This window comes from Rhizobium sp. L51/94, assembly GCF_019355555.1.
Taxonomy (GTDB): domain Bacteria; phylum Pseudomonadota; class Alphaproteobacteria; order Rhizobiales; family Rhizobiaceae; genus Rhizobium; species Rhizobium rhododendri.
Genome location: NZ_CP072141.1, coordinates 484468 through 511395 on the forward strand (window position 1 = coordinate 484468; position 26928 = coordinate 511395).

Genomic DNA, 26928 nt, shown 5'->3' on the forward strand with positions numbered 1-26928 from the left:
ACTACAGATAGCAGAACCCCCCTCGGAGCGACTACTTCTCGACCAGTTTCAACGTCTTGTCGAAAATCTTCAGCACCTGGCGCAGATCGTGCCCGCGCTTCAAGATCATACCGTTTGTGTTGATGACGGCGTAGGCACCCTGCTTGGCGGCAAGCTTCGGGTCCTTCTCGATGCGAAACAGCGGCAACTCGCCGGAGCGTTTGAAAACCGAGAAGATCGCCTTTTCCTTGGTGTGGTCTATGGCATAGTCGCGCCACTCGTTCTCGCCCACCATTCGACCGTAGATCCACAGTATAGCATCCAGCTCCCGCCTGTGAAACGTCACTGGCAGGATATCCTTGCTCTGTTTATATTGAGTAATATCGACGACAACGGAAGAGTTGCTATCGACGCTGTTGCTTTGGCCGCGTCGCAAATCCGGCTGATCAGTCATCAATTCCTCGAAGCCTCCGCCCATGACAGCAGGGTGACAGTGTCGCCCCGCCGCAATAAAATTGCAAGATGCCGCGCATCCGGATTTGCGCCGGTGCAGATTTCACCGGGCATCCAGCCTGGAAGACATTTGCGATAGCGAAGATTTGACGCCTCTAGTCGTCGGCACCCACAGTCATGACGGTGGCCCCGATGATGGCTGCCGGATCTCCCGTGGCCGTCGAAGACTGCAGCATGATGGCAAGCCCCTTGCGGCCGGCCTTGTCCATAACGTTCGCAGGCAATGTTAGGTGCATCGGCTTGCCCTCCCACATGCCCACAGTCTCGACGTCCGAAACGCTGTGCATGTAGGCGATCTGCTGGCCGGTATTTTCACCCTTGGTGACGTCGACGCGCTGTTCCCGGTCGAAATAGGCGACTACCACGTTGGCCTTGCCCATGCCTGCCGCGATGTCGATTTCCAGTTCGTCGCCCTTCATCGCGGCGCTGACCGGAACGGTCAGTCCCTGTCCGGCACGCGAAAGATCATCCAGCTTGACGTTGATAGCCCCGAGATCGGCGCCGTTCAGATGATCCCGGCCATTCAGCACGGCCTGCGGCGTGTAGACGCTGCTGCGGCCGAGTGTCCGCGCATAGGCATATTGCCGGGCGGTATTGTCCTTCGACGACATGGTGTCGTTCCAGCCGAGATAGTTCCAGTAGTCGACGTGATAGGCCAGCGCCACGACATTGCCCTGCTCGATCAGTTGCTTGAGCGCGGCGTCCGCCGGCGGACAGGAGGCGCAGCCCTGCGAGGTGAAGAGCTCGACGACGCCCTTCAGCTTGCCCAAGTCCTGCGCATGCGCCGCGCCCGTCAACGCGACACCGGCCAGCAGGGATATCAGGAACCGAACGGACATGGGGCAACACCTCTTTCAGACCTTGTTAGCCAAAATCCTCGGCCTGCATCAAGCCTGACAAATCTGAAGCAAGAGATAATGGCTCGCAGCAGCCGCGCAAAGTCACGAACGGGTGAGGCAACGCGGCAACAGCGGACAACGATACACTTCACCGTGAAAGAACAACGCCGCCGGAGATTTCTCTCCGGCGGCGCCTGTCTGTGGCCTGTATTGTCTATCAGGCAGCGAGATCGCGCAGAACCGTCTGCAGGATGCCGCCATTGTTGAGATAGACCACCTCGTCGAGCGTATCGACGCGGCTGATGAGCGGCACATTCTTCACCGTGCCATCGCCGTAAGTGATGACGGCGGTCTTCTTTTCGCGCGGCTTGATGTTCTCGAGGCCTTCGATGGTGACGGTCTCGTCACCCTTCAGTGCCAGCGAGGCCCAGGTCGTGCCTTCCTCGAAGACGAACGGGATGACGCCCATGCCGACCAGGTTGGAGCGGTGGATACGCTCGAACGACTGGGCGATGACGGCCTTGACGCCGAGCAGGTTGGTTCCCTTGGCAGCCCAGTCACGCGACGAGCCGTTGCCGTATTCGACACCGGCAAAGATGACCAGCGGCACGCCTTCGGCCTTGTACTGCATGGCCGCGTCGTAGATCGATTCCTCTTCCTTGGACGGGTAGTGGATGGTGTAGCCACCTTCCTTGCCGTTCGGGCCGAGCATGTGGTTGCGGATGCGGATGTTGGCGAAGGTGCCGCGCATCATCACTTCGTGGTTGCCGCGACGCGTGCCGTACTGATTGAAGTCGGCAACGCCGACATGGTGCTCCAGCAGGTAAGCGCCCGCCGGCGACGCTGCCTTGATCGAGCCGGCCGGCGAGATGTGGTCGGTGGTGATCTTGTCGCCGAACAGGCCAAGAACGCGAGCGCCCTTGATATCGGAGATGCCGGAGCCGCTCTTGCCTATTCCCACGAAGTAGGGAGGGTTCTGGACGTAAGTGGAATCGTCGTCCCAGGCATAGGTCTGGCCCGGAGGAACCTGCACGGCCTGCCAGTTGACATCGCCCTTGAACACGTCGGCATACTTGCTTTCGTAGAGTTCACGGGTGACGTATTTCAGGATGAATTCCTGGATCTCGTGCGAGGTTGGCCAGATGTCCTTGAGGAACACCGGGTTGCCATCCTTGTCTTCGCCGAGCGGTTCACTGGTCAGGTCGATCTGCACCGAGCCCGCCAGCGCGTAGGCGACGACCAGCGGCGGCGATGCGAGGTAGTTCGCCTGCACATCGGGCGACACGCGACCTTCGAAATTGCGGTTGCCGGAAAGAACGCCAGCTGCAATCAGGCCCTTGTCGTTGATTGTCTTGGAAACCGGCGCCGGCAGCGGGCCGGAATTGCCAATGCAGGTGGTGCAGCCGAAGCCGACGAGATTGAAGCCGAGCGTGTCGAGATCGGTCTGCAGGCCGGACTTCGACAGGTATTCGGCAACGACCTGGCTACCGGGTGCCAGCGATGTCTTTACCCAGGGCTTTGACTTCAGGCCCTTGGCAACGGCGTTGCGGGCGAGCAGGCCGGCGGCGATCAGCACCGACGGGTTGGACGTGTTGGTGCAGGAGGTGATCGCGGCAATTGCCACGTCGCCGTGGCCGAGGTCGTAGTCCGTACCCTCGACAGCATAGCGCATGTCGATCTGGCCCGGCTTCTTGTAGTCGGCTTCGAGAGCAGCAGCGAAACCGGCGGCGATGCTTTCCAGCGGCACGCGGCCTTCGGGACGCTTCGGCCCGGCCATGGCAGGCACGACGTCGCCGAGATCGAGTTCCAGCGTGTCGGTGAAGACAATCTCGGACCCGTCATTGTCGCGCCACATGCCTTGCGCCTTCGAATAGGCTTCGACGAGCGCGATCCGGTCGGTGGTGCGGCCGGACATGGTGAGATAGTTGATGGTTTCGCTGTCGACCGGGAAGAAGCCGCAGGTCGCACCGTATTCCGGGCCCATGTTGCCAATGGTGGCACGGTCGGCAAGCGACATGTTGTCGAGACCGGCGCCGAAGAATTCGACGAACTTCGACACGACGCCCTTCTTGCGCAGCATCTGCACGACCATCAGCACGAGGTCGGTCGCGGTGCAGCCTTCCTTGAGCTTGCCGGTCAGCTTGAAGCCGATGACTTCGGGCAGCAGCATGGAAACAGGCTGGCCGAGCATGGCGGCTTCGGCTTCGATGCCGCCGACGCCCCAGCCGAGAACGCCAAGACCGTTGATCATCGTCGTGTGGCTATCGGTACCGACGCAGGTGTCGGGGTAAGCCACCGTTTCCCCATCCTCTTCCTTCGTCCAGACAGTCTGGCCGAGATATTCGAGGTTCACCTGATGACAGATACCCGTGCCCGGAGGAACGACGCGGAAATTCTTGAAGGCCTGCTGGCCCCACTTGAGGAAGCGATAGCGTTCGCCGTTGCGCTCGTATTCGAGTTCGACGTTGCGCGCGAGTGCCGTCGGCGTGCCGAATTCGTCGACGATGACGGAGTGGTCGATGACCAGGTCGACGGGAACCAGCGGGTTGATCTTTTCCGGATCGCCACCCAGCGCCACCATGGCATCGCGCATGGCGGCGAGATCGACCACGGCGGGAACGCCGGTGAAGTCCTGCATCAGCACGCGGGCCGGACGGTATGCGATTTCGCTTTCAGCGGTGCCCTTGTCGATGAGCCAGGCGGCAACGCTTTCGATGTCCTTTTTGACAACCGAGCGGCCGTCTTCGTTGCGCAGCAGGTTTTCCAGGACGACCTTCATGGAATAAGGCAGCTTGGAAATACCGGAAAGGCCGTTTGCCTCAGCCTTGGGCAGGCTGTAGTAAACATAATCCTTTCCGTTCACGCTGAGCGTGGAACGGCAATTGAAACTGTCGAGAGATTTAGACACGAGAGACCCCGTTTCTGATAGCCAACACAGTCGTGTGGACGCCTATGCACGTAATGCACATCAGGATGCGGGTACGGCCATTTCCGCTGTCCGCACGTGAGGTTGCCTTGAGACAACCGCAAGTTCGGCGCTAGGATGAAGTTCACGCCGACCGCTGGCGTGGTTGCAGGTCTTATAGATAATTTCCAAAAAACTTGCCATAGCAGGCAAGCCCAAAATCGGACAATTTTTTGCACATGCGTCATGCCAACCGGGAAAGCCTCCGCCAATGCATCTGAGTGCCGAAAACCTGGCTGCCAGGCGGGGCGAAGATCTGATTTTCGTTAACATTTCCTTTCACTTGCGAGCCGGCGAGGCCCTGATATTAACCGGCCCGAACGGCTCCGGAAAATCGACCCTCCTGGGTGTTGTCGCCGGTCTTCTGGCGGCCGAAAAGGGCAGGATCGTCTGCGTCGACGGGGCAGGAGAATCGGAGCGTCCGGTGGGCGAGGTCAGCCACTATTTCGGCCACCGCAACGCGATGAAAAACGAGCTTACCGTCGCCGAGAACCTGTCCTTCTGGCGCACGTTCCTCGGGTCTGACGGCGGGGTGTCCGTGGAGGAAGCAGCCGAGGCCGTCGGCCTTGCCGCCATCCTGCACCTGCCCTTCGGCTACCTCTCCGCCGGCCAGCAGCGCCGGATGGCCTTCGCCAAGCTGCTCGTCGCCCACCGCCCGGTCTGGATCCTCGACGAACCCACGGCAGCCCTCGACGCCAACGCCGACCTCCTGTTTGCCGACCTGATCACCAAGCACCAGCAGCGCGGCGGCATTGTCCTCGCAGCCACCCACCAGCCCCTCGGACTGGATAACACCCGCGAACTGGCGATGACCGGATTTGTCGGTGTGGATGAGGGAGTATGGGGTTGATGGTTCCAAGTTTGCCGCTGCCAAGCCATCCCGATGTTCACGCGCCACCTCCACAACAAGAGCGGGGTCACCGGACACGTACAAGTACCCCTGCCTTACCCTCTCCCCTCTTCCCTCATTCCTGTGCCCGTCACAGGAATCCAGCCACGGCGCGTCTGCGCCGTGAGACGACTCACTGTTGCTCGGCAAAGAGGCTTTCGCCCAAGGACTTGGGCGACTGGATTCCTGTGACAAGCACAGGAATGAGGGAGGTGGATGCAGCGCCCTCCCGAAACACTGGTCGCAATACACAAGCCAATCGGACTGGGCATCGCATGCGGGCCGGCGATGACAGGTTTTGCGGCCTTCGACGAGGAGTCATGCGATTGATCGCCGGGATTCTGGTGCTCCCGACCGCCCTCCCTGACGGTGCGGCCTCTCCCCTACAAGGGCAGGCCCACAATATCTCCCTCATTCCCAACCCCCTCTTCCCTCATTCCTGTGCTTGTCACAGGAATCCAGCTACGGCGCGTCTGCGCCGTGAGACGACTCACTGTTGCTCGGCAAAGAGGCTTTCGCCCAAGGACTTGGGCGACTGGATTCCTGTGACAAGCACAGGAATGAGGGAGGTGGATGCAGCGCCCTCCCGAAACACTGGTCGCAATGCACAAGCCAATCGGGCTGGGCATCGCATGCGGTCCGGTGATGACAGGTTTTGCTGCTTCCGGAGAGGAGTCATGCGATTGATCGCTTGGCCCCTACCACTCCCAACCCCACACTCTGACCGTGCGACCTCTCTCCCACACGTGCAGGCCCACAATATGTCCCTCATTCCCAACCCCCTCTTCCCTCATTCCTGTGCTCGTCACAGGAATCCAGCCACGGCGCGTCTGCGCCGTGAGACGACTCACCGCTGTTCGGCAAAGAATTTTCCGCCCAAAGACTTGGGCGACGGGATTACTGTGACTAGCACAGGAATGAGGGAGGTGGATGCCTTGCCCTCCGAAGCTTGCAACTGCCCTCGCCATGTCGGAGGCAAACGATGATTGCGCTCTTTCTTCGCGACCTCAAGCTTTCCGTTCGCTCTGGCGGCGGTGCGCTGATCGGGGTGCTGTTCTTTCTGACCGTCGTTGCCGTAATCCCCTTCGGTGTCGGGCCGGACCTGAAACTGCTTGCCCGCATCGGACCGGCCATCGTCTGGATCGGCGCGCTGCTGTCGGCGCTGCTCGGCCTCGACCGGTTGTTCCAGGCGGAGCGCGATGACGGCTCGCTCGATCTGCTGTTGATGCAGGAAACGCCGCTGGTGCTGACCGTGCTCGTCAAATGCGCGGCCCACTGGACGGCCACCGGGCTGCCGCTGGTGATCGCCTCGCCGCTGCTGGGGCTGTTCATGAACATGAGCGAGACGGCGATCGGCGCCACCATGCTGACGTTACTGGTCGGCTCGCCGGCCATCACGCTGATCGGCGCGGTCGGGGCGGCCGTTGCCGTTGCCCTGCCGCGCGGCGGATTGCTGGTGTCGATCCTGATCCTGCCGCTGGCTATCCCGGTGCTGATCTTCGGTGTTTCGGCCACCTATGCCGCCGTCGAAGGCCCGGCGCCGTTCCTGCCGCCCTTCCTGATCCTCATCGCCCTGACGCTGTTCTTCGCAGTCCTCGGACCGGCCGCAGCAGCCCTGGCTCTCAGGAGCACGCCGGATTGATCGCCTTGCCAGCAGCGTTTGAATTGCAGGCTTCACAATATCGCGCTAAGGAAAATCGATGAGCGAAGTCAGCCCGACACTGAGCCGGTTTTCCGATCTGGCCAACCCGACCCGGTTTCTGGCGCTGGCAAGCCGCGTCATTCCCTGGCTGGCTGCGCTGACGGCGATGCTCTCGGTCATCGGAATATACCTCTGTTTCTCGACGGATGCGGACTACCAGCAGGGCGACACCGTGCGCATCATGTACATCCACGTGCCGGCCGCCTGGCTGTCGATGATGTGCTATACGGTGATGAGCGTGGCTGCCATCGGCACGCTGGTCTGGCGCCATCCGCTGGCCGATGTTGCTGCCAAGGCCGCAGCCCCGCTCGGTGCCGCCTTCACCCTGCTGGCGCTGGTGACCGGTTCGCTCTGGGGCAAGCCGATGTGGGGCACCTACTGGGTCTGGGATGCCCGCCTGACCTCCGTCTTCATCCTGTTCCTGATGTATCTCGGCCTGATCGCGCTCAATCGCGCCATCGACGATCCCTCGCGCGGTGCGCGGGTGAGCGCAGTGCTGATCCTCGTAGGCTTCGTCAACATCCCGATCATCAAGTTTTCTGTAGAATGGTGGAACACGCTGCACCAGTCGGAAAGCATCGTGCGGCTGGACGGCCCGACCATCGCGCCGGAATTTCTTTGGCCGCTGTTCGTCATGGCGCTGGCCTTTACGCTACTATTCTTCACGCTGCACCTGATGGCGATCCGCAATGAGATCTGGCGCCGCCGCATAGCCGCCCAGCGCCGCCTTGCCGCCCGCATGGCAAGCCGGGAGGGCTGAGCCGATGGACCACGCCTTCTACGTCTATGGCTCCTACGGCTTTGCCGCACTGACCGTGATCGCACTCATTGGCTGGACCTGGATCGACGGTCGCCTGCGTCGCCGCGAACTGGCGGCGCTGGAAGCCTCCGGCATCCGCCGGCGCTCGCAGCGCAACAAGGAAGTCACATCCTGATGGCCGAAAGCACCGATCAGGACCCGGCGCCAAAGTCGCGCGGTATCGGCCGCTATGCCGCAGCCCTGCTGCCGCTGTTGGTGTTCGGGGTGATTGCCGGCACGGCTGGCAAAATGCTCTACGACCAGGATTTTCACGGCAAGGACATCGCCACGATTCCCTCGGCCCTGATTGGCCGGAAAGCGCCGTCGCTGGCGCTGCCGCCACTCGATGGCGCCAATCTGCCGGCGCTGACGGATGCGGCGATCAAGGGCAAGCTGACGCTGGTCAACGTCTTTGCATCCTGGTGCATTCCCTGCCGCGAGGAACATCCGCTGCTGAAGGAACTGGCGAAAGACGGGCGGCTGAATGTGGTTGCCATCAACTACAAGGACCAGCCGGAGAATGCCTTGCGCTTCCTCGGCGAACTCGGCAATCCGTTCAAGGCCATCGGCATCGATCCGAAGGGCGCAGCCGCAATCGACTGGGGCGTCTACGGCATCCCCGAATCCTATCTCGTCGCCCCCGACGGCACCATCGTCTACAAACGCGTCGGCCCGTTCGATACTCTCAGCCTCAGGGAAGGCCTGTACCCGGCGATCGACAAGGCCCTGGGACACGGTTCGTAGCATCATACGCTTGCTATTGCCCGCACCGCGCGGCGGGCGACCAGTCGCACCTGGCTACCCCAAACGCGTCAGTCGCCGCCCTCTCCTCCCTCATCCCTGTACTTGTCACAGGAATGAGGGGCGTGGGGTAACCCTTTGAAAACGAGATTTTACAGCGCAGCCTGCCAGACCTAAAGCGCCGCCTGCCAGGTCTTGACTGCGTCGACCGGCCAGACCAGCATCAGCACGTTCAGGGTGAGGTTGTCGCGGATCAGCCAGCCGGTGAGGAGTTCGAAGAAGATGGCGATTGCTATCGTCAGCCAGACGGGCGCCCGCCAGGCAAAGACGAAGCCGACGGCCATGAACACGGTATCCATCGCCGAATTCAGGATGCTGTCGCCGACATAGGCGAGCGAGATCGTCGTCGCCCGGTAGCGGTCGATGATGATGGGCGAGTTCTCGAGGATCTCCCAGCCCGATTCGATCAGCATGGCAACGAAAAGCCGCATGGACAGCGGCTTGGCCCGCATGATCAGATGCGTCAGGCCAAAAAACAGGAAGCCGTGAATGATGTGCGACGGCGTGTACCAGTCGGCGAGATGCTGCGAGTTGCCACTGGAATTGACCGCAGGCTCGAACAATTTGACATAGCCGCAGGTGCAGATGGCAACCCGGCCCATCAGGTGCTCGGCGAGGACCTGCACAAGAAGCACGGCGAGGCATGCCACGAACCACGCGGTGTGGCGGTTTGCCCGGTACGTCTGGTCGACGACCGTCATTTCTCCGCGTCCGTGGCAGCAGGCGGCTGCACCGTGTGCTTCATGATCAGCGGCATCTGCGAAAGCGTGAACAGGATGGTGATCGGCATCGTCCCCCAGACCTTGAAAGCGACCCAGAAATCATCGGAGAAATTCCGCCAGATGACTTCGTTGAGCACGGCAAGAAACAGGAAGAAGACGCCCCAGCGTACGCTCAGCTTGCGCCAGCCCTCGGCATCGAGCTGGAAGGCGGCATTGAAGACATAGCCGAGCAGCGACTTGCCGAACAGCAGGCCACCGAGCAACGCACAGCCGAACAGCGCATTGATGATCGTCGGCTTCATCTTGATGAAGGTCTCGTCCTGCAGGTAGATCGACAGCGAGCCGAATACCAGCACGACGATGCCGGAGACGAACGGCATGATCGGCAGGTGGCCGAGCACGAACTTCGAGACGATCAGCGACACGATCGTCGCGGCCATGAACAACCCGGTGGCGACAAACAGCGGACCGCCCAGCGCTGAAAGCGCCGGAAATTGCGCCACCAGCCAGGGGCCGCGCAGGTTGGCAAAGAAAAACACCATCAGCGGCCCGATCTCGAGCGCCATCTTCAACATCGGATTCTGACGATCCGCCGTGCTGGGTGTTACGTCGCTTTCGCTGCTCGTCATTATCCGTCCTGACCTTGGTCCAAATCCCGTTGCGCCATGATCGGCGTCGATGGCTTATCTATGGCGCCGGTTGCTATCCGTCGATCCCCGCAATCGCCTGGGCGAACTCTTCCGCCTCGAACGGCTCCAGATCGTCCACCCCCTCGCCGACGCCGATGAAATAGACCGGCAGCTTGTGCTTGGCCGAGATGGCGACAAGAATGCCGCCGCGGGCGGTGCCGTCAAGCTTGGTCATGATAAGACCGTTAACGCCGGCAACATTGCGGAAGATCTCGACCTGGTTGAGCGCATTCTGGCCGGTCGTCGCATCCAGCGTCTGCAGCACGGTGTGCGGCGCCTCGGGATCAAGCTTGCCGAGCACGCGGACGATCTTTTCGAGCTCGTCCATCAGCTCCTTCTTGTTCTGCAGCCGGCCGGCAGTGTCGATGATCAAGACGTCGGTGCCATCGGCTTTCGCCTGCTGGAATGCGTCGAATGCGAGACCGGAGGCATCGGCACCGATCTTGGTGCCGACAAAGGTCGACTTCGTCCGGTCGGCCCAGATCTTCAGCTGCTCGATGGCTGCGGCGCGGAACGTATCGCCGGCAGCAACCATCACCTTCAGGCCGGAGCCCGACAGTTTGGACGCCAGCTTGCCGATCGTCGTGGTCTTGCCGGTTCCGTTGACGCCGACCACTAGGATAACATGCGGCTTATGGCTGAGGTCGAGCTGCAGGGGCTTGGCCACCGGCTTCAGCACCTTGACGATCTCGGCCGCCATGATGCGGCTGACATCCTCGCCGGACACATCCTTGCCGTAGCGCTCCGAGGCCAGCGCATCGGTGATGCGCAAGGCCGTCTCGACGCCGAGATCGGCCTGGATCAGAAGGTCCTCGAGGTCCTGCAGCGTCTGGTCGTCGAGCTTACGCTTGGTAAACAGCGCCGTGATCTGGCCGGTGAGCTGCGACGAGGTCCGCGACAGGCCTGCACGCAGGCGCTGGAACCAGGTGGTCTTCGGGGATTCGGGGACGGGCGCGACGATGGCGGGACCGGTGGAAAAGCCTTTGGGGAGAATGGGAGGGGACGGGATGGTTGGCTGCGACGCCAGTTCGCCCCCCTCTGCCAGCTTCGCCGACATCTCCCCCACGAGGGGGGATATTGGCGCCGGAGCGGCCTTGGATGTTAAATCAGCCAGGCTGTCGACGATTGTCGTCGGAGCCGCGCCACTCTCCGTCTGATCTCCCCCCTTACGGGGGAGATGTCCCGCAGGGACAGAGGGGGGTGTCGCCCCACCCTCGGGAATCTCAGCCTCGGCTTCGAGCAACGCCAGTGGTGTGACGCCGAGATCGTCCAGCGCAGTGACGACAGGCAGGATCGGCGGCGTATCGTCCTCGGCATCGCCAACGATCCCATCGGCCGCAGGCCCACCGGCTGTCTCCATTTCCGCCGGCAAGACCGGATCGGCAGCCTCGGGCAGGTGCTCCTCGCGGCTCTTCGGCTCCAGCTCTGCGGCAAGACCCTTGTCTTCGTCCGGCAGCAACTCGGCCGGAACCTCGTTGAAGCCCGGCTGGTCGTGGCGGAAGGTGAAGACTTTTTTGATGAAACCGATCGCCATGAAAATTCCGTCAGTCAGGCCGCGTTTGCGGCGTCAAGTTGTATATCGAGGCGCTTGCCGTCGTGGCCGGTGATGACGGCCGGGACTAGCGCACGAGGCGCAAGGCCCGGAGCCGCGACAAGCGTGAAGTTTTCCGTATGCGCCATACCGTTGTTTTCGACAAGCAGCCATTGCGTCGTGCCGACCATGCCATCCAGATGGGATTGCTGCAGCCGAAGACCAGTGGCACGCAGCCGGGCTGCCCGCTCCTTGACGACGGCCCGGTCGAGCTGTGGCATGCGCGCTGCCGGCGTCTCCGGCCGCGGACTATAAGGAAACACATGCAGATGGGCGATGCCGGCTTCTTCCGCCATACTCACCGCATTCTCGAACATTGCTTCTGTCTCGGTCGGGAAGCCGGCGATCATGTCGGCGCCGAGGCTGATACCCGGCCGCAACCGCCGGACCTCGGCGCAGAAGGCGAGCGCCTCGGCACGCGAATGGCGGCGTTTCATCCGCTTCAGGATCATGTCGTCGCCATGCTGCAGAGACAGGTGCAGATGCGGCATGAAGCGCGGCTCGTCGGCGATCAGGTCGATCAGGTGCCGGTCTGCCTCGATACTGTCGATCGACGACAGCCGCAGCCGGCGGATTTCGGGCACTTGGCGCAAAAGGGTCTTGGCCAGCATCCCCAGCGTCGGCCGGCCCGGCAGGTCGCCGCCATAGCTGGTGGCATCGACGCCCGTCAGCACGATCTCGACATAGCCTGACGCCACCAGCTGGCGCGCCTGCTCGACAACTGATCCCATCGGCACCGAGCGGGAATTGCCCCGTCCATACGGAATGATGCAGAAAGTGCAGCGGTGGTCGCAGCCGTTCTGCACCTGGATGAAGGCGCGCACATGCCCGTCGATGTGTTTGACCATCTGCGGCGCCGTGTGGCGGACGCTCATGATGTCGTTGACGCGCAGCTTTTCTTCCGCCGAAACGCCGAAATCAGGCAATGCCCGGTAAGAGGTTTGGGTCAGCTTTTCTTCGTTGCCGAGCACCATGTCGACCTCGGGCATCTCGGCAAATGTCTGCTTCTCGGTCTGGGCAGCACAACCTGAAACGATGATGCGGGCATGCGGATTGTCGCGCCGCGCCCGCCGGATCGCCTGGCGCGCCTGGCGCACGGCCTCGCCGGTGACCGCGCAGGTGTTGACGAGGATGGCATTGTTCAGCCCGGCCTTCTCAGCCTGGCCGCGCATCACTTCGGATTCGTAGGTATTGAGCCTGCAGCCGAAGGTAATGACCTCGACGCCGCTCACCGCACCGACGCCACTTCGGATTGTTCGTCGCGCGAAAACACGCCTGTCGCCGGATCGACCCTGCCCGACCACTCCCATTCGGCCGGACCCGTCATGACGACGTGATCGTCGTCGCGCCACTCGATCTGAAGCTTGCCGCGCGGCACGCTGCTGGCAACGTCGATCTCGACGGTGCGACCGGTGCGGCCGGTGCGCGCAGCACTGACGCCGGCGGCACAGGCGGCAGATCCGCAGGCAAGCGTCAGCCCGGCGCCGCGCTCCCAGGTGCGGGTGATCATAGACGACGGCGAGGTCACCTGCGCCAGTGTGATATTGGCCTTTTCGGGAAACATCGGATGGTTTTCGAGCATCGGTCCGAAACGGGCGAGATCGTAGGACATCACGTCGCGCTCGACCCAGAAGATCGCGTGCGGATTGCCCATCGACATCACGGCAGGCGAATGCAGGATCGGCGCGTCGATCGGGCCTATCTGCAGTTCGATGCGGCTGGTGTCGAAGAACTCTTCCGACAGCGGGATCCTGTCCCATTCGAACACCGGCCTGCCCATGTCAACCGAGATCGTCCCATCATCGTGCTCGACTGCATTGAGGACGCCGGCGACGGTCTGGAAGGTGAAAACCTTGCGGCCGGTCTCCGATGAAAGCGCCTGCACGACGCAGCGCGTACCATTGCCGCAGGCCTGAGCCTTGGTGCCATCGCAGTTGAGGATGTCGATCCAGGCGTCGGTGCCCTGGGCCTTCGGGTCGTGGATGGCCATGATCTGGTCGAATTGCGTGGCCGGATCGGCATTCAGCGCAATCGCTGCCGCCGGCGTCACCTTGTCCTTGCGACCGCGCATGTCGACGACCAGAATCTTGTTGCCAAGCCCGTTCATGCGCGCAAATTCGACCGTGTCACCCATCAGACGTTCCATTGTTGGAGCCTGTATATGGCGGAAATGGCCGCGAATTACCAGTCTTGGCGCAAGACAGGCCGCCTGCCTCGCCAAGCTTGACCAATAGCAACCTAAGCGAGCACATTGAGCCTATGACCGACTACACTTACATCGTCACGAACCACAAGCACGGCACCCTCTACATCGGAGTGACCTCGGACCTCGCACGCCGCATCCACGAACACCGCGAAGCCCTCACCCCCGGCTTCACCGCCACATACGGCTGCCGGCGACTGGCCTGGTACGAAGAGCACTTCAACATCCAGGACGCCATCCAGCGCGAAAAGTCCCTCAAGCGCTGGTATCGCCAATGGAAGATCGATCTGATCGAAAAAACCAACCCGGATTGGAGGGACCTGTATTACGAGCTGTGGTGAACATGGTGGTCCTCGGGTCGAGCCCGAGGATGACGAATTGTGGGGGCTTGGCTTTGTCGATGCAAGGGCTGCGTTTGAGGCGCCAACTTCAGAATGACGGTCATCCGCTAAAGCCTGTCGACAAGCCCGCACCAACCACCCAGCACCACCGCCCCATACCGTCCACACGCACCACCTTCAAACGGCAACCCCACCCACGGGGTTCGTCATCCTCGGGCTTGACCCGAGGATCCAAACGCAAGCCACCGTAAGTATTTCAGGGGCCCCGGCTTAGCGGAAAACCGGGGTAGGCGGCATGCGTGCCATGCGTTCACCACGAATGCCGCACCGCTTGCGCCTGGATCCTCGGGTCGAGCCCGAGGATGACGAAGTGCGGTGGGCTGGGCTTTGCCACAGCAAGGACTATGTTTGGGGGCGCCAATTACAGAATGACGGTCACCCGCTAAAGGCCGGCCGACAAGACCGACCACCCCGCACCACCCATCCCGCACCACCGCCACACGGCAGCCCCACCCCCGGGGCTCGTCATCCTCGGGCTTGACCCGAGGATCCAAACGCAAGCGACCGCCGGAGGATGACGAACCCCAAGGGCCGGGCTTTCCCAAAACAAGCACAGCCCCCCGGAATTACCCATCCCCCGCTCGCGACCGGGCAATTTCCTCGCCGATCTTGACTTTCCCGCCCAATTGCTGTTTACCGCGCCCATCTGCGACGAGCTCAAGCCTCCTAGCCGCCGACCGGGACCCCGCAAGGGAATTGGATCCCGGAGGTCAACACCCGACAGCGCGATGCGCCCTCGGGTGCTTTTTGGCTTTGCGTCTTGTTTTCGTCAAGGAAAAGAACAAAGTTTCCGGCCGACGCCGCGCGATGCCCTGAGGCGATATGCGGTCAAAAAATCGGAAGCGAGAAGGAAGAGCTGATGTTTGAAAACCTCCAGGACCGACTTGGCTCCATTCTGAATGGACTGACCGGCCGTGGCGCTTTGTCGGAAGCCGATGTTTCCGCAGCGCTGCGCGAGGTTCGCCGTGCTCTTCTCGAAGCCGACGTGGCGCTCGACGTCGTGCGTGGCTTTACCGATCGCGTCCGTGAAAAGGCCATCGGCGCCGAAGTCTTGAAGTCGATCAAGCCCGGCCAGATGGTCGTCAAGATCGTTCATGACGAGCTGATCGAGATGCTCGGTGCCGACAGCGTCGGCGTCGATTTGAATGCGCCGGCCCCCGTCGTCATCATGATGGTCGGCCTGCAGGGCTCGGGCAAGACCACGACATCGGCCAAGATTGCCCACCGGCTGACGACACGGGACCGCAAGAAGGTGCTGATGGCATCGCTCGATACGCGGCGCCCGGCCGCCCAGGAGCAGTTGCGCCAGCTCGGCGTGCAGGCCTCCATCGACGTGCTGCCGATCATTGCCGGCCAGTCACCGACAGACATTGCCGCCCGCGCGGTGCAGGCTGCCCGCCTTGGCGGCCACGATGTCGTCATCCTCGACACCGCCGGTCGCACCCATATCGACGAGCCGCTGATGGTCGAGATGGCCGAGATCAAGCGCAAGTCGAACCCGCACGAGATCCTGCTGGTCGCCGATAGCCTGACCGGCCAGGACGCGGTGAATCTTGCCCGGAATTTCGACGAGCGCGTCGGCATCACCGGTCTTGTGCTGACCCGCATGGACGGCGACGGCCGCGGCGGTGCGGCCCTTTCGATGCGCGCCGTCACCGGCAAGCCGATCAAGCTGATCGGTACCGGCGAAAAAATGGGCGAGCTGGAAGAGTTCCATCCGCGCCGCATCGCCGACCGCATTCTCGGCATGGGCGACATCGTCTCGCTCGTCGAGCGTGCCGCCGAGAATATCGACGCCGAGAAGGCGTCCGCCATGGCCGCCAAGATGGCCAAGGGCAAGTTTGACCTCAACGACCTCGCCGACCAGCTGCGCCAGATGCAGAAGATGGGCGGCATGGGCGGCATCATGGGAATGATGCCCGGCATGTCGGGCATGAAGGACAAGATGGCCGCCGCCGGCCTCGACGACAAGCTGTTTGGCCGCCAGATCGCCATCATCCAGTCGATGACCAAGGCCGAGCGCGCCAATCCCGATATCCTCAAGCATTCCCGCAAGAAGCGCATCGCCGCCGGCTCCGGTACCGATTCCGCCGCTATCAACAAGCTCCTGAAGATGCACCGCCAGATGGCCGACATGATGAAAGCCATGGGGGCTAAGGGCAAGGGCGGCATGATGAAGCAGATGATGGGTGGCCTTGCCGGCAAGATGGGCCTCGGCGGCATGGGCGGAATGGGCGGCATGCCCGATCTCTCCAGCCTCGATCCGAAGCAGCTGGAAGCCCTGCAGAAGCAGGCGGAGGCGGCTGGCCTCGGCCGTCCCGGCAGCATGCCCGGGCTTGGTGGCATGGGCGGTGGAATGGGTGGCCTGCCGGGTCTCGGCGGCCCCAAGCTTCCCGGCCTTGGCGGTGGTTTTCCTGGCCTGCCCGGCCTGCCGAAGAAGAAGTAAGGGAGCGCCCTAATGACCGATAACGACGTCAAGACCCAGCTTTCCGGCTACCGTCAGTCGATCGACAACATCGACGCCGCGCTGGTCCACATGTTGGCCGAACGCTTCAGCTGCACCAAGGCAGTCGGCGTTCTCAAGGCAAAGTACAATTTGCCGCCGGCCGATCCGGCGCGCGAGGAATACCAGATCGAACGTCTGCGGCGGCTTGCCAAGGATGCCGATCTGGACCCGGATTTCGCCGAGAAGTTTCTGAACTTCGTCATTACCGAAGTCATCCGGCACCACGAACAGATCGCCGCCGAATTCAAGGCATGATCGACAAGAACTGAAAGACAAAAGGCCGCCCGCCAAGGCGTCCTGACAACACTCTGAAGGAGTATGATACAATGGCACTGAAAATTCGTCTCGCCCGCGGTGGCTCCAAGAAGCGCCCTTACTACCACGTCGTCGTTGCCGACGCCCGTTCGCCACGCGACGGCCGCTTCCTCGAAAAGGTCGGTTCGTGGAACCCGATGCTCGCCAAGGAAGATGCCAAGCGCGTCGAACTCGACACCGCCCGCATCCAGCATTGGATCGACCAGGGCGCCCAGCCGACCGACCGCGTCCTGCGCTTCCTGTCTGAAGCCGGCGTTGCCAAGCGCGATCCGCGCAGCAACCCGGAAAAGGCAAAGCCAGGCAAGAAGGCCGAAGAGCGTATCGCTGAACGCGCCCAGAAGGCTGCCGACATCGCCGCCGCTGCCGAGACTGCTGCTGCCGAATAAGCCGTCACAGGCAATCACCGGAGCGGGTGGCATGGAGACATGCCGCCCGCTTTTTATTTGCCATCGTTCTCCGTTCCTCTATGAGAAGAACGATGTTCACCCTCATTCGATCTGCGGCATAGTCATGGCGAAACTCCAAAACCCCATTCTGATGGCCACACTTGGCGGCGCGCAGGGCCTGCGCGGCGAAGTCAGGGCGCGCTCCTACACGTCCGATCCGATGGCGCTTGCCGAATACGGCAACCTGCACGCCGCCGATGGCCGCACGTTCGAGGTGCTGGACATCCGCGCCAGCAAGACTGTCGTCATCATCCGGTTTCGCGGCATCAACGACCGCGAGGCTGCCGAAGCGCTGAACGGCCTCGAGCTGTTCGTCGAACGCGAGGACTTGCCGGACGACGAACTCGACGACGACGAATTCTTCTACGCCGACCTCGAGGGTCTGGAAGTCGTCGATGCCAAGGGCGTCGGCTACGGCGTCGTCAGCGGCGTCTACGATTTTGGCGCCGGCGACCTGCTGGAACTGAAGGGACCGGGCAAGCGCCCCGTGCTGATCCCCTTTTCCGAAGCAGCCGTGCTGGAGATCGACCTCGAGAACCGCAAGGTGCTGATCGACCCGATGGCTGCCGGCCTGATCGACGATCCGACCGACATCGGCCAGCCGCCAAAAACCGACCGCCCGAAGAAGTAGGTCCGATGAGTTTCCGGGCGACCATCCTGACGCTCTATCCCGAGATGTTTCCCGGCCACCTCGCGACATCTCTTGCAGGCAAGGCGTCGGCGCGCGGCCAGTGGTCGCTCGACACGCTGCAGATCCGCGATTTTGCCACCGATCGCCACCGCACCGTCGACGACACGCCGGCCGGCGGAGGCGCCGGCATGGTGCTGAAGCCCGACGTGCTCGCCCGCGCCATCGACCACGCCGGCTCTGACGACGGTCGCCCCCGCCTGCTGATGAGCCCGCGCGGAAGGCCGTTGACGCAGCAACGCGTCCGCCAACTGGCGGCGGGGCCGGGCGTCGTCATCGTCTGCGGCCGCTTCGAGGGCGTCGACCAGCGTGTGATCGATGCCCGCGACCTCGAGGAAATCTCGATTGGCGACTACATCCTCTCCGGCGGCGAACCGGCAGCGCTGGTGCTGCTGGATGCCATCATCCGCATCCTGCCCGGCGTCATGGGCAACGACCTCTCCGGTACGCACGAGAGCTTCGAAAACGGCATGCTGGAGCACCCGCATTATACGCGCCCGCAGCAGTGGGAAGGCCGCGAGATCCCGGCTGTCCTGACATCGGGCAACCACGGCGCCATCGCCAGATGGCAGGCCGAGGAGGCCTTGAAGCTGACACGGGCGCGCCGGCCCGACCTGCTCGACGATGCCGACGTGTCAGGCCGCTGATATCGGCCCCATTGCCGACAGCCCGGATCGAGAAAAATACGGCGCGAGGGATGACAAACCCTGCATTTTGGTGTAACTGCCCACGCGGACATGGGGTCAACCCCGTCGACCAGCAAAGAAATAATAGTGAATTCGCCCCCGTCCGAAAGGACAAGATCCCGCGGCATCGACCTACGGATACTGGCAGGGCGCTCTGGCTGTTTTAGAAGAACTCGAAAAGGTTAGACCAATGAACATCATTCAGGAACTGGAAGCCGAACAGGCTGCCAAGATCTTAGCCGTACGCAAGCTGCCGGAATTCTCCCCGGGCGATACGCTCCGCGTCAACGTCAAGGTAACCGAAGGTACGCGCACCCGCGTGCAGGCCTATGAAGGCGTCTGCATCGGCCGTTCTGGCGGCGGCATCCACGAGAACTTCACGGTTCGCAAGATTTCCTACGGCGAAGGCGTCGAGCGCGTATTCCCGATGTATTCGCCGATGATCGAAAGCGTCGACGTCGTCCGTCGCGGTAAGGTCCGTCGCGCCAAGCTGTACTACCTGCGCGATCGTCGCGGCAAGTCGGCTCGTATCGTTGAAGACACCGGTATCCGCGCCCGCAAGCTGAACGACGCCGAGCGCGCTGCGATGGCCGAAGAGAAGGCCCGTATCGAAGCTGAGAAGGTCGCAGCAGCACAGGCACTGGCCGCCGAGAAGGCAGCAGCCGAAGCCGCTGAAGCAAAAGCTGCCGACGAAGCAGCAAAGGCGAAGGCCGCTGAAGAAGCCGCCGCTGCCGCCGAACCTGCTGCAGAATAAGCCTTCAGGCTTTGACGCAAAAATAGTATCTGGAAAGGGCGGTCTTTGGGCCGCCTTTTCTGTTTTTATCGTCCCGGCCATGCCATTGCCCTTGCCAGCGACTTTGCACCTGTGACAATTTCGCGATTGGCCATTTGGGGAGATTTTCCATGACGTTCCGCCGCTCGTTCCTGCTGGGTCTGACCGCCCTTGTCTTGTCGCCGCTCGCAGCCCTTGCCGCCGACCTTCCGGATCTGAAAGGCAAGACGGTCGTCGTCGTCACCGAAAATGCCTATCCTCCGCTGCAGTTCGTCGAGCCGAAGACCGGCAAGGCGATCGGCTGGGAATACGATGCGATGAACGAGATCGCCAAGCGGCTGAATTTCAAGGTCGAATACCAGAACACCAGCTGGGACGCGATGATCCAGGCGGTGTCAGACGGCCAGTACGCCATCGGAATGACCGGCATCACCATCAAGGAAGACCGTAAGCAGAAGGTCGATTTCTCCAACCCGTACATGCGCTCACAGCAATTCATGCTGGTGCGCGGCGACGAGAAGCGCTTCACCGACGCCAAGACGTTCGCCGCCTTCAAGGACGGCCTGGTCGGCGCCCAGCCGGGCACCACGCCCTTTTACACATCCGTCTACGAAGTGCTCGACGGCAACGAGCAGAACCCGCGCATCAAGCTGTTCGAAACCTTCGGCGCCACCGTCCAGGCCTTGAAGACCGGCGATGTCGATACCGTTCTGACGGACGGCACAGCTGGCAAGGGCTATGTCGAAAGTTCTGGCGGCGCCCTGAAGCTGATCGGCGGCCCGCTTGGCGTCGAGGACTTCGGTTTCATCTTCCCGAAGGGATCCGACCTCGTGGCTCCCGTCAACGCCGCCATTGCTGCACTCAAGGCAGACGGCACCTTCGCGGCGCTCGATAAGAAATGGTTCGTCGACTACAAGATGGGCGGCTGATGCTCGATACAGTGAAGTGCCGCCGGTGATTGCAGCCCAGCCCTCGCCGAGCGGCAAAGACAAGGGCGACTACCCCTGGTGGCTGGTCGCCCTGATCGTCATCTGCGTGGCGGTCGCCATCGTCATCGCCACCAGCGGCCTCTATACACAGGTCTTCCTCACCGTCGTGACCGGCGCAACGATCACCGTCTTCGTGACTCTGGTCTCCTTCGTGCTGGCGACGCTGCTCGGCCTCGGCGTGATGCTTCTCGGGCGCGCCGACAACGTCGTCCTCAGGCAGGTCTCGCGCTTCTACATCGAGGTGATCCGCGGCATCCCGATGCTGGTGCTGCTGTTCTACGTCGCCTTCGTCGGCGCCCCCGCCATCGTCGCTGCCTATAACATGCTGACCGCGCCGCTGGTGGCTGCCGGATGGACCGAGCCGCTGATGGTGCGCGAGCTGTCGCTGATGTGGCGGGCGATCATTGCCTTGACGATCGGCTATGCCTCGTTCATCGCCGAGATCTTTCGCGCCGGCATCGAAGCGGTCGATCACGGCCAGATCGAGGCATCGAAGGCGCTCGGCCTCTCCCGCGTCCAGCGCTTCCGGCTCGTGGTCTTCCCGCAGGCGATCCGCGTCATCCTGCCGCCGCTGTCGAACGACTTCGTCTCGATGGTCAAGGACTCGTCGCTGGTCTCGGTGCTCGGCGTTGCCGACATCACCCAGATGGGCAAGGTCTACGCCTCGGGCTCCTTCCGGTTCTTTGAAACCTATTCGATTGTCACCTATATCTACCTGATACTGACGGTTGGCCTGTCGCTGTTGCTGCGGCAGTTTGAGAAGCGGATGCGCCAGGTCAGGCGCTAGAACCCCAATGATTCGAATTGCCGTGCGCCAGAAAAATTGGTAAAGCCAGCCCCATGGAATCGAAGTTTAGATGCATCGGCGGAGAGACTTTCGTGCTGCAGGACCACAAGCGTCTGCCAGCGCGTTTCTTTGCGATGATTTCAGGCGCGCTCAACAGCCGGGTTTGCTGATCGAGCCTGCGGCCGGCGAGCCCCTCGCCGCCCCATCATTTTCCGCGATACCCACTCCAATATGGATCCGCCGCCATGACAGCACCCCGCACGCTCTATGACAAAATCTGGGACGACCACGTCGTCGATACGCAAGACGATGGTACCTGTCTTCTCTACATCGACCGTCACCTCGTTCATGAAGTGACCTCGCCGCAGGCCTTCGAAGGCCTGCGCATGACGGGCCGGACCGTTCGCGCGCCGCAGAAGACGCTCGCTGTCGTCGACCATAACGTGCCGACCTCGCCGGATCGCCACCTCGGCATCAAGAATGAGGAAAGCCGCATCCAGGTCGAGGCGCTGGCCACCAATGCCGCCGAATTCGGGGTCGAGTACTATTCCGCCAGCGATATCCGCCAGGGCATCGTCCACATCGTCGGCCCCGAGCAGGGCTTCACCCTGCCGGGCATGACCATCGTCTGCGGCGACAGCCACACCTCGACGCATGGTGCCTTCGGCGCGCTGGCGCACGGCATCGGCACATCCGAGGTCGAGCATGTGCTGGCCACGCAGACGCTGATCCAGCAGAAGGCCAAGAACATGCTGGTGCGCGTCGACGGGAAGCTGCCCGACCACGTCACCGCTAAGGACATCATCCTTGCCATCATCGGCGAGATCGGCACCGCCGGCGGCACCGGCCACGTCATCGAATTTGCCGGCGAAGCCATCCGCGCCCTGTCGATGGAAGGCCGCATGACGGTCTGCAACATGACCATCGAGGGCGGCGCCCGCGCCGGCCTGATCGCCCCAGACGAGAAGACCTTCGAATACATCAAGGGCAAGCCACGCGCACCATCGGGCGAGAACCTGGAAAAGGCCATCGCCTACTGGAAGACCCTGCAGACCGACAAAGGCGCCCATTACGACAAGGTCGTCGTGCTCGATGCCGCCAACCTGCCGCCGATCGTCTCCTGGGGCTCTTCGCCGGAAGACGTCGTCTCCGTGCAGGGTGTCGTGCCTGATCCGGCCGAGATCGAGGACGAGAACAAGCGCACCTCGAAGCAGCGCGCCCTCGACTACATGGGCCTGACCGCCGGCACGAAGATGACCGACATCAGCATCGACCGCGTCTTCATCGGCTCCTGCACCAACGGCCGCATCGAGGATTTGCGCGCCGTCGCCAAGGTTGTCGAAGGCCGCACGGTGGCGCCGACAGTCGACGCGATGATCGTGCCCGGCTCCGGCCTCGTCAAGGAACAGGCGGAAGCCGAAGGCCTCGACAAGATCTTCAAGGCCGCCGGCTTCGACTGGCGCGAGCCGGGCTGTTCCATGTGCCTGGCCATGAACGACGACCGGCTGAAGCCGGGCGAGCGCTGCGCCTCGACCTCGAACCGCAATTTCGAAGGCCGCCAGGGCCACAAGGGCCGCACCCATCTGGTCTCCCCGGCCATGGCCGCCGCCGCCGCCATCGCCGGCCACTTCGTCGATATCCGCGAGTGGAAATAGGCATAAGCGTCTGAGTAAACCGGAGGCCAACAAACCCGGCCTCCGGTTCCAAGTCCAAGAGCTGGATTTGTAAGTTCGTCGTCGACGGGATTGACCATTCCCCTGAAAACGAAACGCGGTCGCAGAAGCCAAACTTTTCACCACGACATTACCCACGATTTCCCCAATTTCCCTCACTCCTGTGCCCATCACCGGAATGACGGGAGGAAGTGGGGGCCTCTCTGAGCAAGGCCTTGTAAACTCAAGTCTATCGAGGCGCCCAACTCCGTGAAAAGGGATCAATTGCTACCACGTATTCTAAGATCCAACTTCGCCTGGGATGCGCGCCCCCACTTCCCTCATTCCTGTGCTCGTCACAGGAATCCAGTCACGGCGCGTCTGCGCCGTGGGAGGACTCTCTGTTGGTGAGGAAAGTATCTATCGCCCAAAGACTTGGGCGGCTGGATTCCTGTGACAGGCACAGGAATGAGGGAGGTCGGGGGTGGCTTTTTGGTTTTGTGATCTTTCTGACCTCACACGCACACACACTCTCTCTATCTCTCGCACTCTCTCCTCTCCCGCTTCCCTCCATCGCCCCTGCCCGCAGCACCTCATAGGGATAAACCGTTGGGATTTCCGTTTGGAAACAATGCCGGCATCATAATTTCATCCCCGTGCTTTCATCCCGATCTATAATCACCCCGTTCCACCATCGGATACACCGGTCTGCGTTACCGGCGAGGTGGGGCCGGGTCTTGGAGGGGTTGCTGTCTACGCAGGCGACTTCTTCAAGGGTCCGCAGAAGTGGATCCCTTCGGGCCCCTAGGCTCGGCGTGCCTGTGTGGCATAACTCCGGCAGCTTTTCCCTTAACGGGACCTGGGTCGGAAACAGAGGATCCGGAGTTGCGGATAAAAACTGTCGAACGGGGCACATCGCGTGTCACTTCACTAAAAATCATCAGGCACTCGGTGTGCCCCGGCCATCAGAATTGTCATGACACGGACCGAACAGGCCGCGTGAACGGGGAAGCGTGGGGGTTGTTGTCGGGCCGGTGCAAAGCCCTCGGAATCGTCTTTCACAACCGCAAGTCGGGCGCTAAGGTGGGCCCACGCAACGAATGGACCGAATGATGCTCAACGACCCGCGCTCCCATGGCCTATGGGAAAAGACCGCCCCGCCGCCGCCTGTGACGCAGCCGCTTGCCGGCGCGGTATCGGCCGATGTGGTGATCGTCGGCGGCGGTTATACGGGCCTGTCGTCGGCCCTGCATCTTGCCGAGGCCGGCACGCGGGTGGTGCTTCTCGAAGGCAACGAGATCGGCTTCGGTGGCGCCGGGCGCAATGTCGGGCTGATCAATGCCGGCATGTGGGTGATGCCCGACGACGTGCCGGGCGTGCTTGGCCCGCTCTACGGCGAGCGCCTGCTCGATACGCTCGGCAACGGCCCTGAACTGGTGAAGGCGCTGATCGACAAGCACAGCATTGCCTGCGAACTCGAGCGCAACGGGACGCTGCACTGCGCCGTCGGCGCCGATGGGCTGAAGGAGATCGAGGCCCGCGCCCGCCAGTGGGCGAGTCGAGGGGCGCCCGTCACCGTGCTCGATGCCGACGAGACGCGCCGCCGCATCGGCAGCGACGGCTATGCCGGCGCGCTGCTCGACATGAGGGCCGGGACGCTGCAGCCGCTTGCCTATGCGCGCGGGCTTGCCAAGGCGGCCATCCGTGCCGGCGCAACACTCCACACCGGCAGCCGCGTTACGGAGACCAGCCGCGAGGGCAGTCGCTGGGTGGTAAGGACAGCCGCCGGCAGCGTCACCGCCGACTGGATCGTCGTCTCCACCGATGCCTACAGCACCGGGCCGTTCGAACAGGTGCGCGGCGAGCAGGTTTTGCTGCCCTATTTCAATTTTGCCACCGTGCCGCTGGGAGACAATCTGCGCAAATCCATCCTGCCCGGCCGCGAAGGTGCCTGGGACACCAAGGAGGTGCTGTCTTCCTTCCGCATGGACCAGGCCGGGCGCCTGGTGTTCGGCAGCGTCGGGGCACTGCGCAACACCGGTGCCGCGATCCACAAGGGCTGGGCCCGGCGGTCCCTGAAGCGGCTGTTCCCGCAGCTTGGCGACATCGAATTCGAATGCGAATGGTACGGCAAGATCGGCATGACCGACAATGCCCTCCCGAGGTTTCACAGGTTCGCCGAAAACGTCGTCGGCTTCAGCGGCTATAACGGGCGCGGCATCGCGCCAGGCACGACATTCGGAAAGACCCTTGCAGCCCATATCCTCGGACGGATCGGCGAAAACGAACTGCCGCTGCCACCGACCGAGGTTGGCGCCCCCCGCTTCCGTGCCCTCAAGGAAATGTGGTACGAGGCCGGCGCCCAGATTGCCCATCTTGCCGAGTCCCGCTTCTAGCCGGCGCCAGGCCACCATCAGACCAACTCAAGGGACAGCCTCACATGACCGCTCTCGATCTTGCCCAGGAAACCAAAAAGATCTTAACCGACCTCGGCGTCGCCACGGAACGCTTTACCGGCGGCACCCTGTCGGTAACATCGCCGATCACAGGCGGCGAAATCGGCCGCCTGCCGGAGCACTCCGTTGCAGAGGCCCGCGCGGCCATCGACGCGGCGCATGAAGCCTTCCTCACCTGGCGCACGGTTCCGGCGCCGAAACGCGGCGAACTGATCCGCCTGCTCGGCGAAGAGCTTCGCGCCGGCAAGGCGGCACTCGGCCGGCTGGTCTCCATCGAGGTCGGCAAGATCACCTCGGAAGGTCTCGGCGAAGTGCAGGAGATGATCGACATCTGCGACTTCGCGGTCGGCCTGTCCCGCCAACTCTACGGACTGACGATCGCCACCGAGCGCTCCGAGCACCGGATGATGGAAAGCTGGCACCCGCTCGGCGTCACCGGCATCATCTCGGCCTTCAATTTCCCCGTTGCCGTCTGGTCGTGGAATGCGGCGCTGGCCATGGTCTGCGGCAATTCGACGGTGTGGAAGCCATCGGAAAAGACGCCGCTGACGGCGCTCGCCACCCAGGCGCTGTTCGAAAAGGCGCTGAAGCGCTACGTCGCGGAAGGCGGTTCTGCGCCGGCTAATCTTTCGACACTGCTGATCGGCGGCCGCGATATCGGCGAAGCGCTGGTCGATCACGTCAAGGTGCCGCTGGTGTCTGCCACCGGCTCGACCGCCATGGGCCGCACTGTCGGCCCGAAACTTGCCGCCCGCTTTGCCCGCGGCATTCTCGAACTCGGCGGCAACAACGCCGCCATCGTCTGCCCGACGGCCGATCTCGACCTGACGCTGCGCGGCGTCGCCTTTTCGGCGATGGGCACGGCCGGCCAGCGCTGCACCTCGCTGCGTCGCCTATTCGTCCACGAGAGCGTATACGACCAGCTGGTACCGCGATTGCAGAAGGCCTATGGCTCGGTGAGCGTCGGTAATCCGATGGAAGACGGCGTGCTGGTCGGACCGCTGATCGACAGGCAGGCGTTCGACAAGATGCAGGCGGCGCTGGCAGCAGCCAAGGCAGAGGGCGCAACCGTCACCGGCGGCGAGCGCGTTGAGGCCGATGGCGCGGATGCCTTCTACGTTCGGCCGGCGCTGGTGGAAATCCCAGCGCAGACCGGCCCGGTCGTCGAGGAAACCTTCGCGCCGATCCTCTACGTCATCAGGTACAGCGATTTCGATGCGGTTCTCGACCTGCACAATGCCGTGCCGCAGGGCCTTTCGTCGTCGATCTTCACCAACGACATAAGGGAAGCGGAGACCTTCCTGTCGTCACGCGGTTCGGATTGCGGCATTGCCAATGTCAATATCGGCCCGTCCGGCGCCGAGATCGGCGGGGCTTTCGGCGGCGAGAAGGAAACCGGCGGCGGCCGCGAATCCGGCTCGGATGCCTGGCGCGCCTATATGCGTCGCGCCACCAACACCATCAATTACGGCCGCACGCTGCCGCTCGCCCAGGGCGTCAAGTTCGACGTCGAATAAGGGATGCCATAGAATGCGCGG

At 62.6% G+C, this 26928-nt stretch carries 25 protein-coding genes; 17 read left to right on the forward strand and 8 right to left on the reverse strand.

The annotated features are described in order from the left end of the window. Positions 1-31: 31 nt before the first annotated feature. From J5274_RS02415 to acnA, 3 genes are all read right to left on the reverse strand, one after another. Entirely contained in the window at positions 32-433 is a 402-nt protein-coding gene (locus J5274_RS02415; protein WP_142824666.1) for a DUF2794 domain-containing protein, read from the reverse strand. A 154-nt stretch (positions 434-587) separates the two neighbouring features. Then, the gene (locus tag J5274_RS02420) at positions 588-1331 is read right to left on the reverse strand and encodes a thioredoxin family protein (RefSeq protein WP_142824665.1); all 744 of its coding nucleotides are present in this window, start codon (positions 1329-1331) and stop codon (positions 588-590) included. A gap of 217 nt (positions 1332-1548) precedes the next feature. After that, entirely contained in the window at positions 1549-4239 is a 2691-nt protein-coding gene (acnA, locus tag J5274_RS02425) for an aconitate hydratase AcnA (RefSeq protein WP_142824664.1), read from the reverse strand. 268 nt (positions 4240-4507) lie between these two features. Between acnA and ccmA the strand changes: the two genes are divergently transcribed. The 5 genes from ccmA (at position 4508) to J5274_RS02450 (ending at position 8430) form a co-directional block, all read left to right on the forward strand. Continuing rightward, complete coding sequence (ccmA, locus tag J5274_RS02430; RefSeq protein WP_142824663.1) at positions 4508-5146, forward strand: heme ABC exporter ATP-binding protein CcmA; 639 nt, start codon at positions 4508-4510, stop codon at positions 5144-5146. Positions 5147-6167: 1021 nt separating this feature from the next. After that, positions 6168-6827, forward strand: coding sequence for a heme exporter protein CcmB (gene ccmB, locus J5274_RS02435; RefSeq protein WP_111219658.1), 660 nt, complete (start codon positions 6168-6170; stop codon positions 6825-6827). A 58-nt stretch (positions 6828-6885) separates the two neighbouring features. Next, on the forward strand, positions 6886-7647 hold the full coding sequence (locus tag J5274_RS02440) for a heme ABC transporter permease (RefSeq protein WP_142824662.1): 762 nt from the start codon (positions 6886-6888) through the stop codon (positions 7645-7647). A 4-nt stretch (positions 7648-7651) separates the two neighbouring features. After that, on the forward strand, positions 7652-7822 hold the full coding sequence (gene ccmD / locus J5274_RS02445) for a heme exporter protein CcmD (protein ID WP_142824661.1): 171 nt from the start codon (positions 7652-7654) through the stop codon (positions 7820-7822). Next, complete coding sequence (locus tag J5274_RS02450) at positions 7822-8430, forward strand: DsbE family thiol:disulfide interchange protein (RefSeq protein WP_142824660.1); 609 nt, start codon at positions 7822-7824, stop codon at positions 8428-8430. The genes ccmD and J5274_RS02450 overlap by 1 nt, the downstream gene beginning before the upstream one ends. A gap of 170 nt (positions 8431-8600) precedes the next feature. Here the strand turns inward: J5274_RS02450 and J5274_RS02455 are convergent, their stop codons facing one another. The 5 genes from J5274_RS02455 to dapF all read right to left on the reverse strand — a co-directional run bounded on the left by J5274_RS02455 (position 8601) and on the right by dapF (position 13623). Continuing rightward, positions 8601-9188, reverse strand: coding sequence for a DUF2585 domain-containing protein (locus J5274_RS02455; RefSeq protein WP_142824659.1), 588 nt, complete (start codon positions 9186-9188; stop codon positions 8601-8603). After that, positions 9185-9838 (reverse strand): septation protein A, encoded by a 654-nt coding sequence (locus J5274_RS02460; RefSeq protein ID WP_142824658.1) that lies wholly within the window; start codon positions 9836-9838, stop codon positions 9185-9187. The genes J5274_RS02455 and J5274_RS02460 overlap by 4 nt, the downstream gene beginning before the upstream one ends. 73 nt (positions 9839-9911) lie before the next feature. After that, positions 9912-11432: a signal recognition particle-docking protein FtsY gene (ftsY, locus tag J5274_RS02465; protein ID WP_142824657.1), complete on the reverse strand. Its 1521-nt coding sequence runs from the start codon at positions 11430-11432 to the stop codon at positions 9912-9914. Between the two features lie 14 nt (positions 11433-11446). Continuing rightward, positions 11447-12721, reverse strand: a complete 1275-nt coding sequence (gene mtaB / locus J5274_RS02470) for a tRNA (N(6)-L-threonylcarbamoyladenosine(37)-C(2))-methylthiotransferase MtaB (RefSeq protein WP_142824656.1) — start codon at positions 12719-12721, stop codon at positions 11447-11449. After that, positions 12718-13623: a diaminopimelate epimerase gene (gene dapF, locus J5274_RS02475; protein WP_142824655.1), complete on the reverse strand. Its 906-nt coding sequence runs from the start codon at positions 13621-13623 to the stop codon at positions 12718-12720. The genes mtaB and dapF overlap by 4 nt, the downstream gene beginning before the upstream one ends. Positions 13624-13748: 125 nt before the next feature. Here dapF and J5274_RS02480 point away from each other — a divergent pair, with 125 nt between their 5' ends. The 12 genes from J5274_RS02480 to J5274_RS02535 all read left to right on the forward strand — a co-directional run bounded on the left by J5274_RS02480 (position 13749) and on the right by J5274_RS02535 (position 26907). Next, positions 13749-14033 carry a GIY-YIG nuclease family protein gene (locus J5274_RS02480; RefSeq protein ID WP_142824654.1) on the forward strand — a complete coding sequence of 95 codons (285 nt, stop codon included), beginning with the start codon at positions 13749-13751 and terminating at the stop codon, positions 14031-14033. A 919-nt stretch (positions 14034-14952) separates the two neighbouring features. Continuing rightward, entirely contained in the window at positions 14953-16539 is a 1587-nt protein-coding gene (gene ffh, locus J5274_RS02485) for a signal recognition particle protein (RefSeq protein WP_142824653.1), read from the forward strand. 12 nt (positions 16540-16551) lie between these two features. After that, the gene (locus J5274_RS02490) at positions 16552-16854 is read left to right on the forward strand and encodes a chorismate mutase (RefSeq protein ID WP_142824652.1); all 303 of its coding nucleotides are present in this window, start codon (positions 16552-16554) and stop codon (positions 16852-16854) included. Between the two features lie 71 nt (positions 16855-16925). Beyond that, positions 16926-17300 carry a 30S ribosomal protein S16 gene (gene rpsP / locus J5274_RS02495; RefSeq protein ID WP_111219634.1) on the forward strand — a complete coding sequence of 125 codons (375 nt, stop codon included), beginning with the start codon at positions 16926-16928 and terminating at the stop codon, positions 17298-17300. Positions 17301-17424: 124 nt separating this feature from the next. Next, on the forward strand, positions 17425-17991 hold the full coding sequence (rimM, locus tag J5274_RS02500; RefSeq protein WP_111219632.1) for a ribosome maturation factor RimM: 567 nt from the start codon (positions 17425-17427) through the stop codon (positions 17989-17991). Between the two features lie 5 nt (positions 17992-17996). Beyond that, positions 17997-18695 (forward strand): tRNA (guanosine(37)-N1)-methyltransferase TrmD, encoded by a 699-nt coding sequence (gene trmD / locus J5274_RS02505; protein WP_142824651.1) that lies wholly within the window; start codon positions 17997-17999, stop codon positions 18693-18695. Positions 18696-18924: 229 nt separating this feature from the next. Next, complete coding sequence (gene rplS / locus J5274_RS02510; RefSeq protein WP_142824650.1) at positions 18925-19488, forward strand: 50S ribosomal protein L19; 564 nt, start codon at positions 18925-18927, stop codon at positions 19486-19488. A 149-nt stretch (positions 19489-19637) separates the two neighbouring features. Next, the gene (locus J5274_RS02515) at positions 19638-20435 is read left to right on the forward strand and encodes a transporter substrate-binding domain-containing protein (RefSeq protein WP_142824649.1); all 798 of its coding nucleotides are present in this window, start codon (positions 19638-19640) and stop codon (positions 20433-20435) included. 28 nt (positions 20436-20463) lie between these two features. Next, positions 20464-21282 (forward strand): amino acid ABC transporter permease, encoded by an 819-nt coding sequence (locus J5274_RS02520; RefSeq protein WP_142824860.1) that lies wholly within the window; start codon positions 20464-20466, stop codon positions 21280-21282. 245 nt (positions 21283-21527) lie between these two features. Further along, positions 21528-22937 carry a 3-isopropylmalate dehydratase large subunit gene (leuC, locus tag J5274_RS02525; protein WP_142824648.1) on the forward strand — a complete coding sequence of 470 codons (1410 nt, stop codon included), beginning with the start codon at positions 21528-21530 and terminating at the stop codon, positions 22935-22937. A 1109-nt stretch (positions 22938-24046) separates the two neighbouring features. Next, the gene (locus J5274_RS02530; protein ID WP_142824859.1) at positions 24047-25330 is read left to right on the forward strand and encodes an FAD-binding oxidoreductase; all 1284 of its coding nucleotides are present in this window, start codon (positions 24047-24049) and stop codon (positions 25328-25330) included. A gap of 44 nt (positions 25331-25374) precedes the next feature. Continuing rightward, the gene (locus J5274_RS02535) at positions 25375-26907 is read left to right on the forward strand and encodes an aldehyde dehydrogenase family protein (RefSeq protein WP_142824647.1); all 1533 of its coding nucleotides are present in this window, start codon (positions 25375-25377) and stop codon (positions 26905-26907) included. Positions 26908-26928 lie beyond the last annotated feature (21 nt).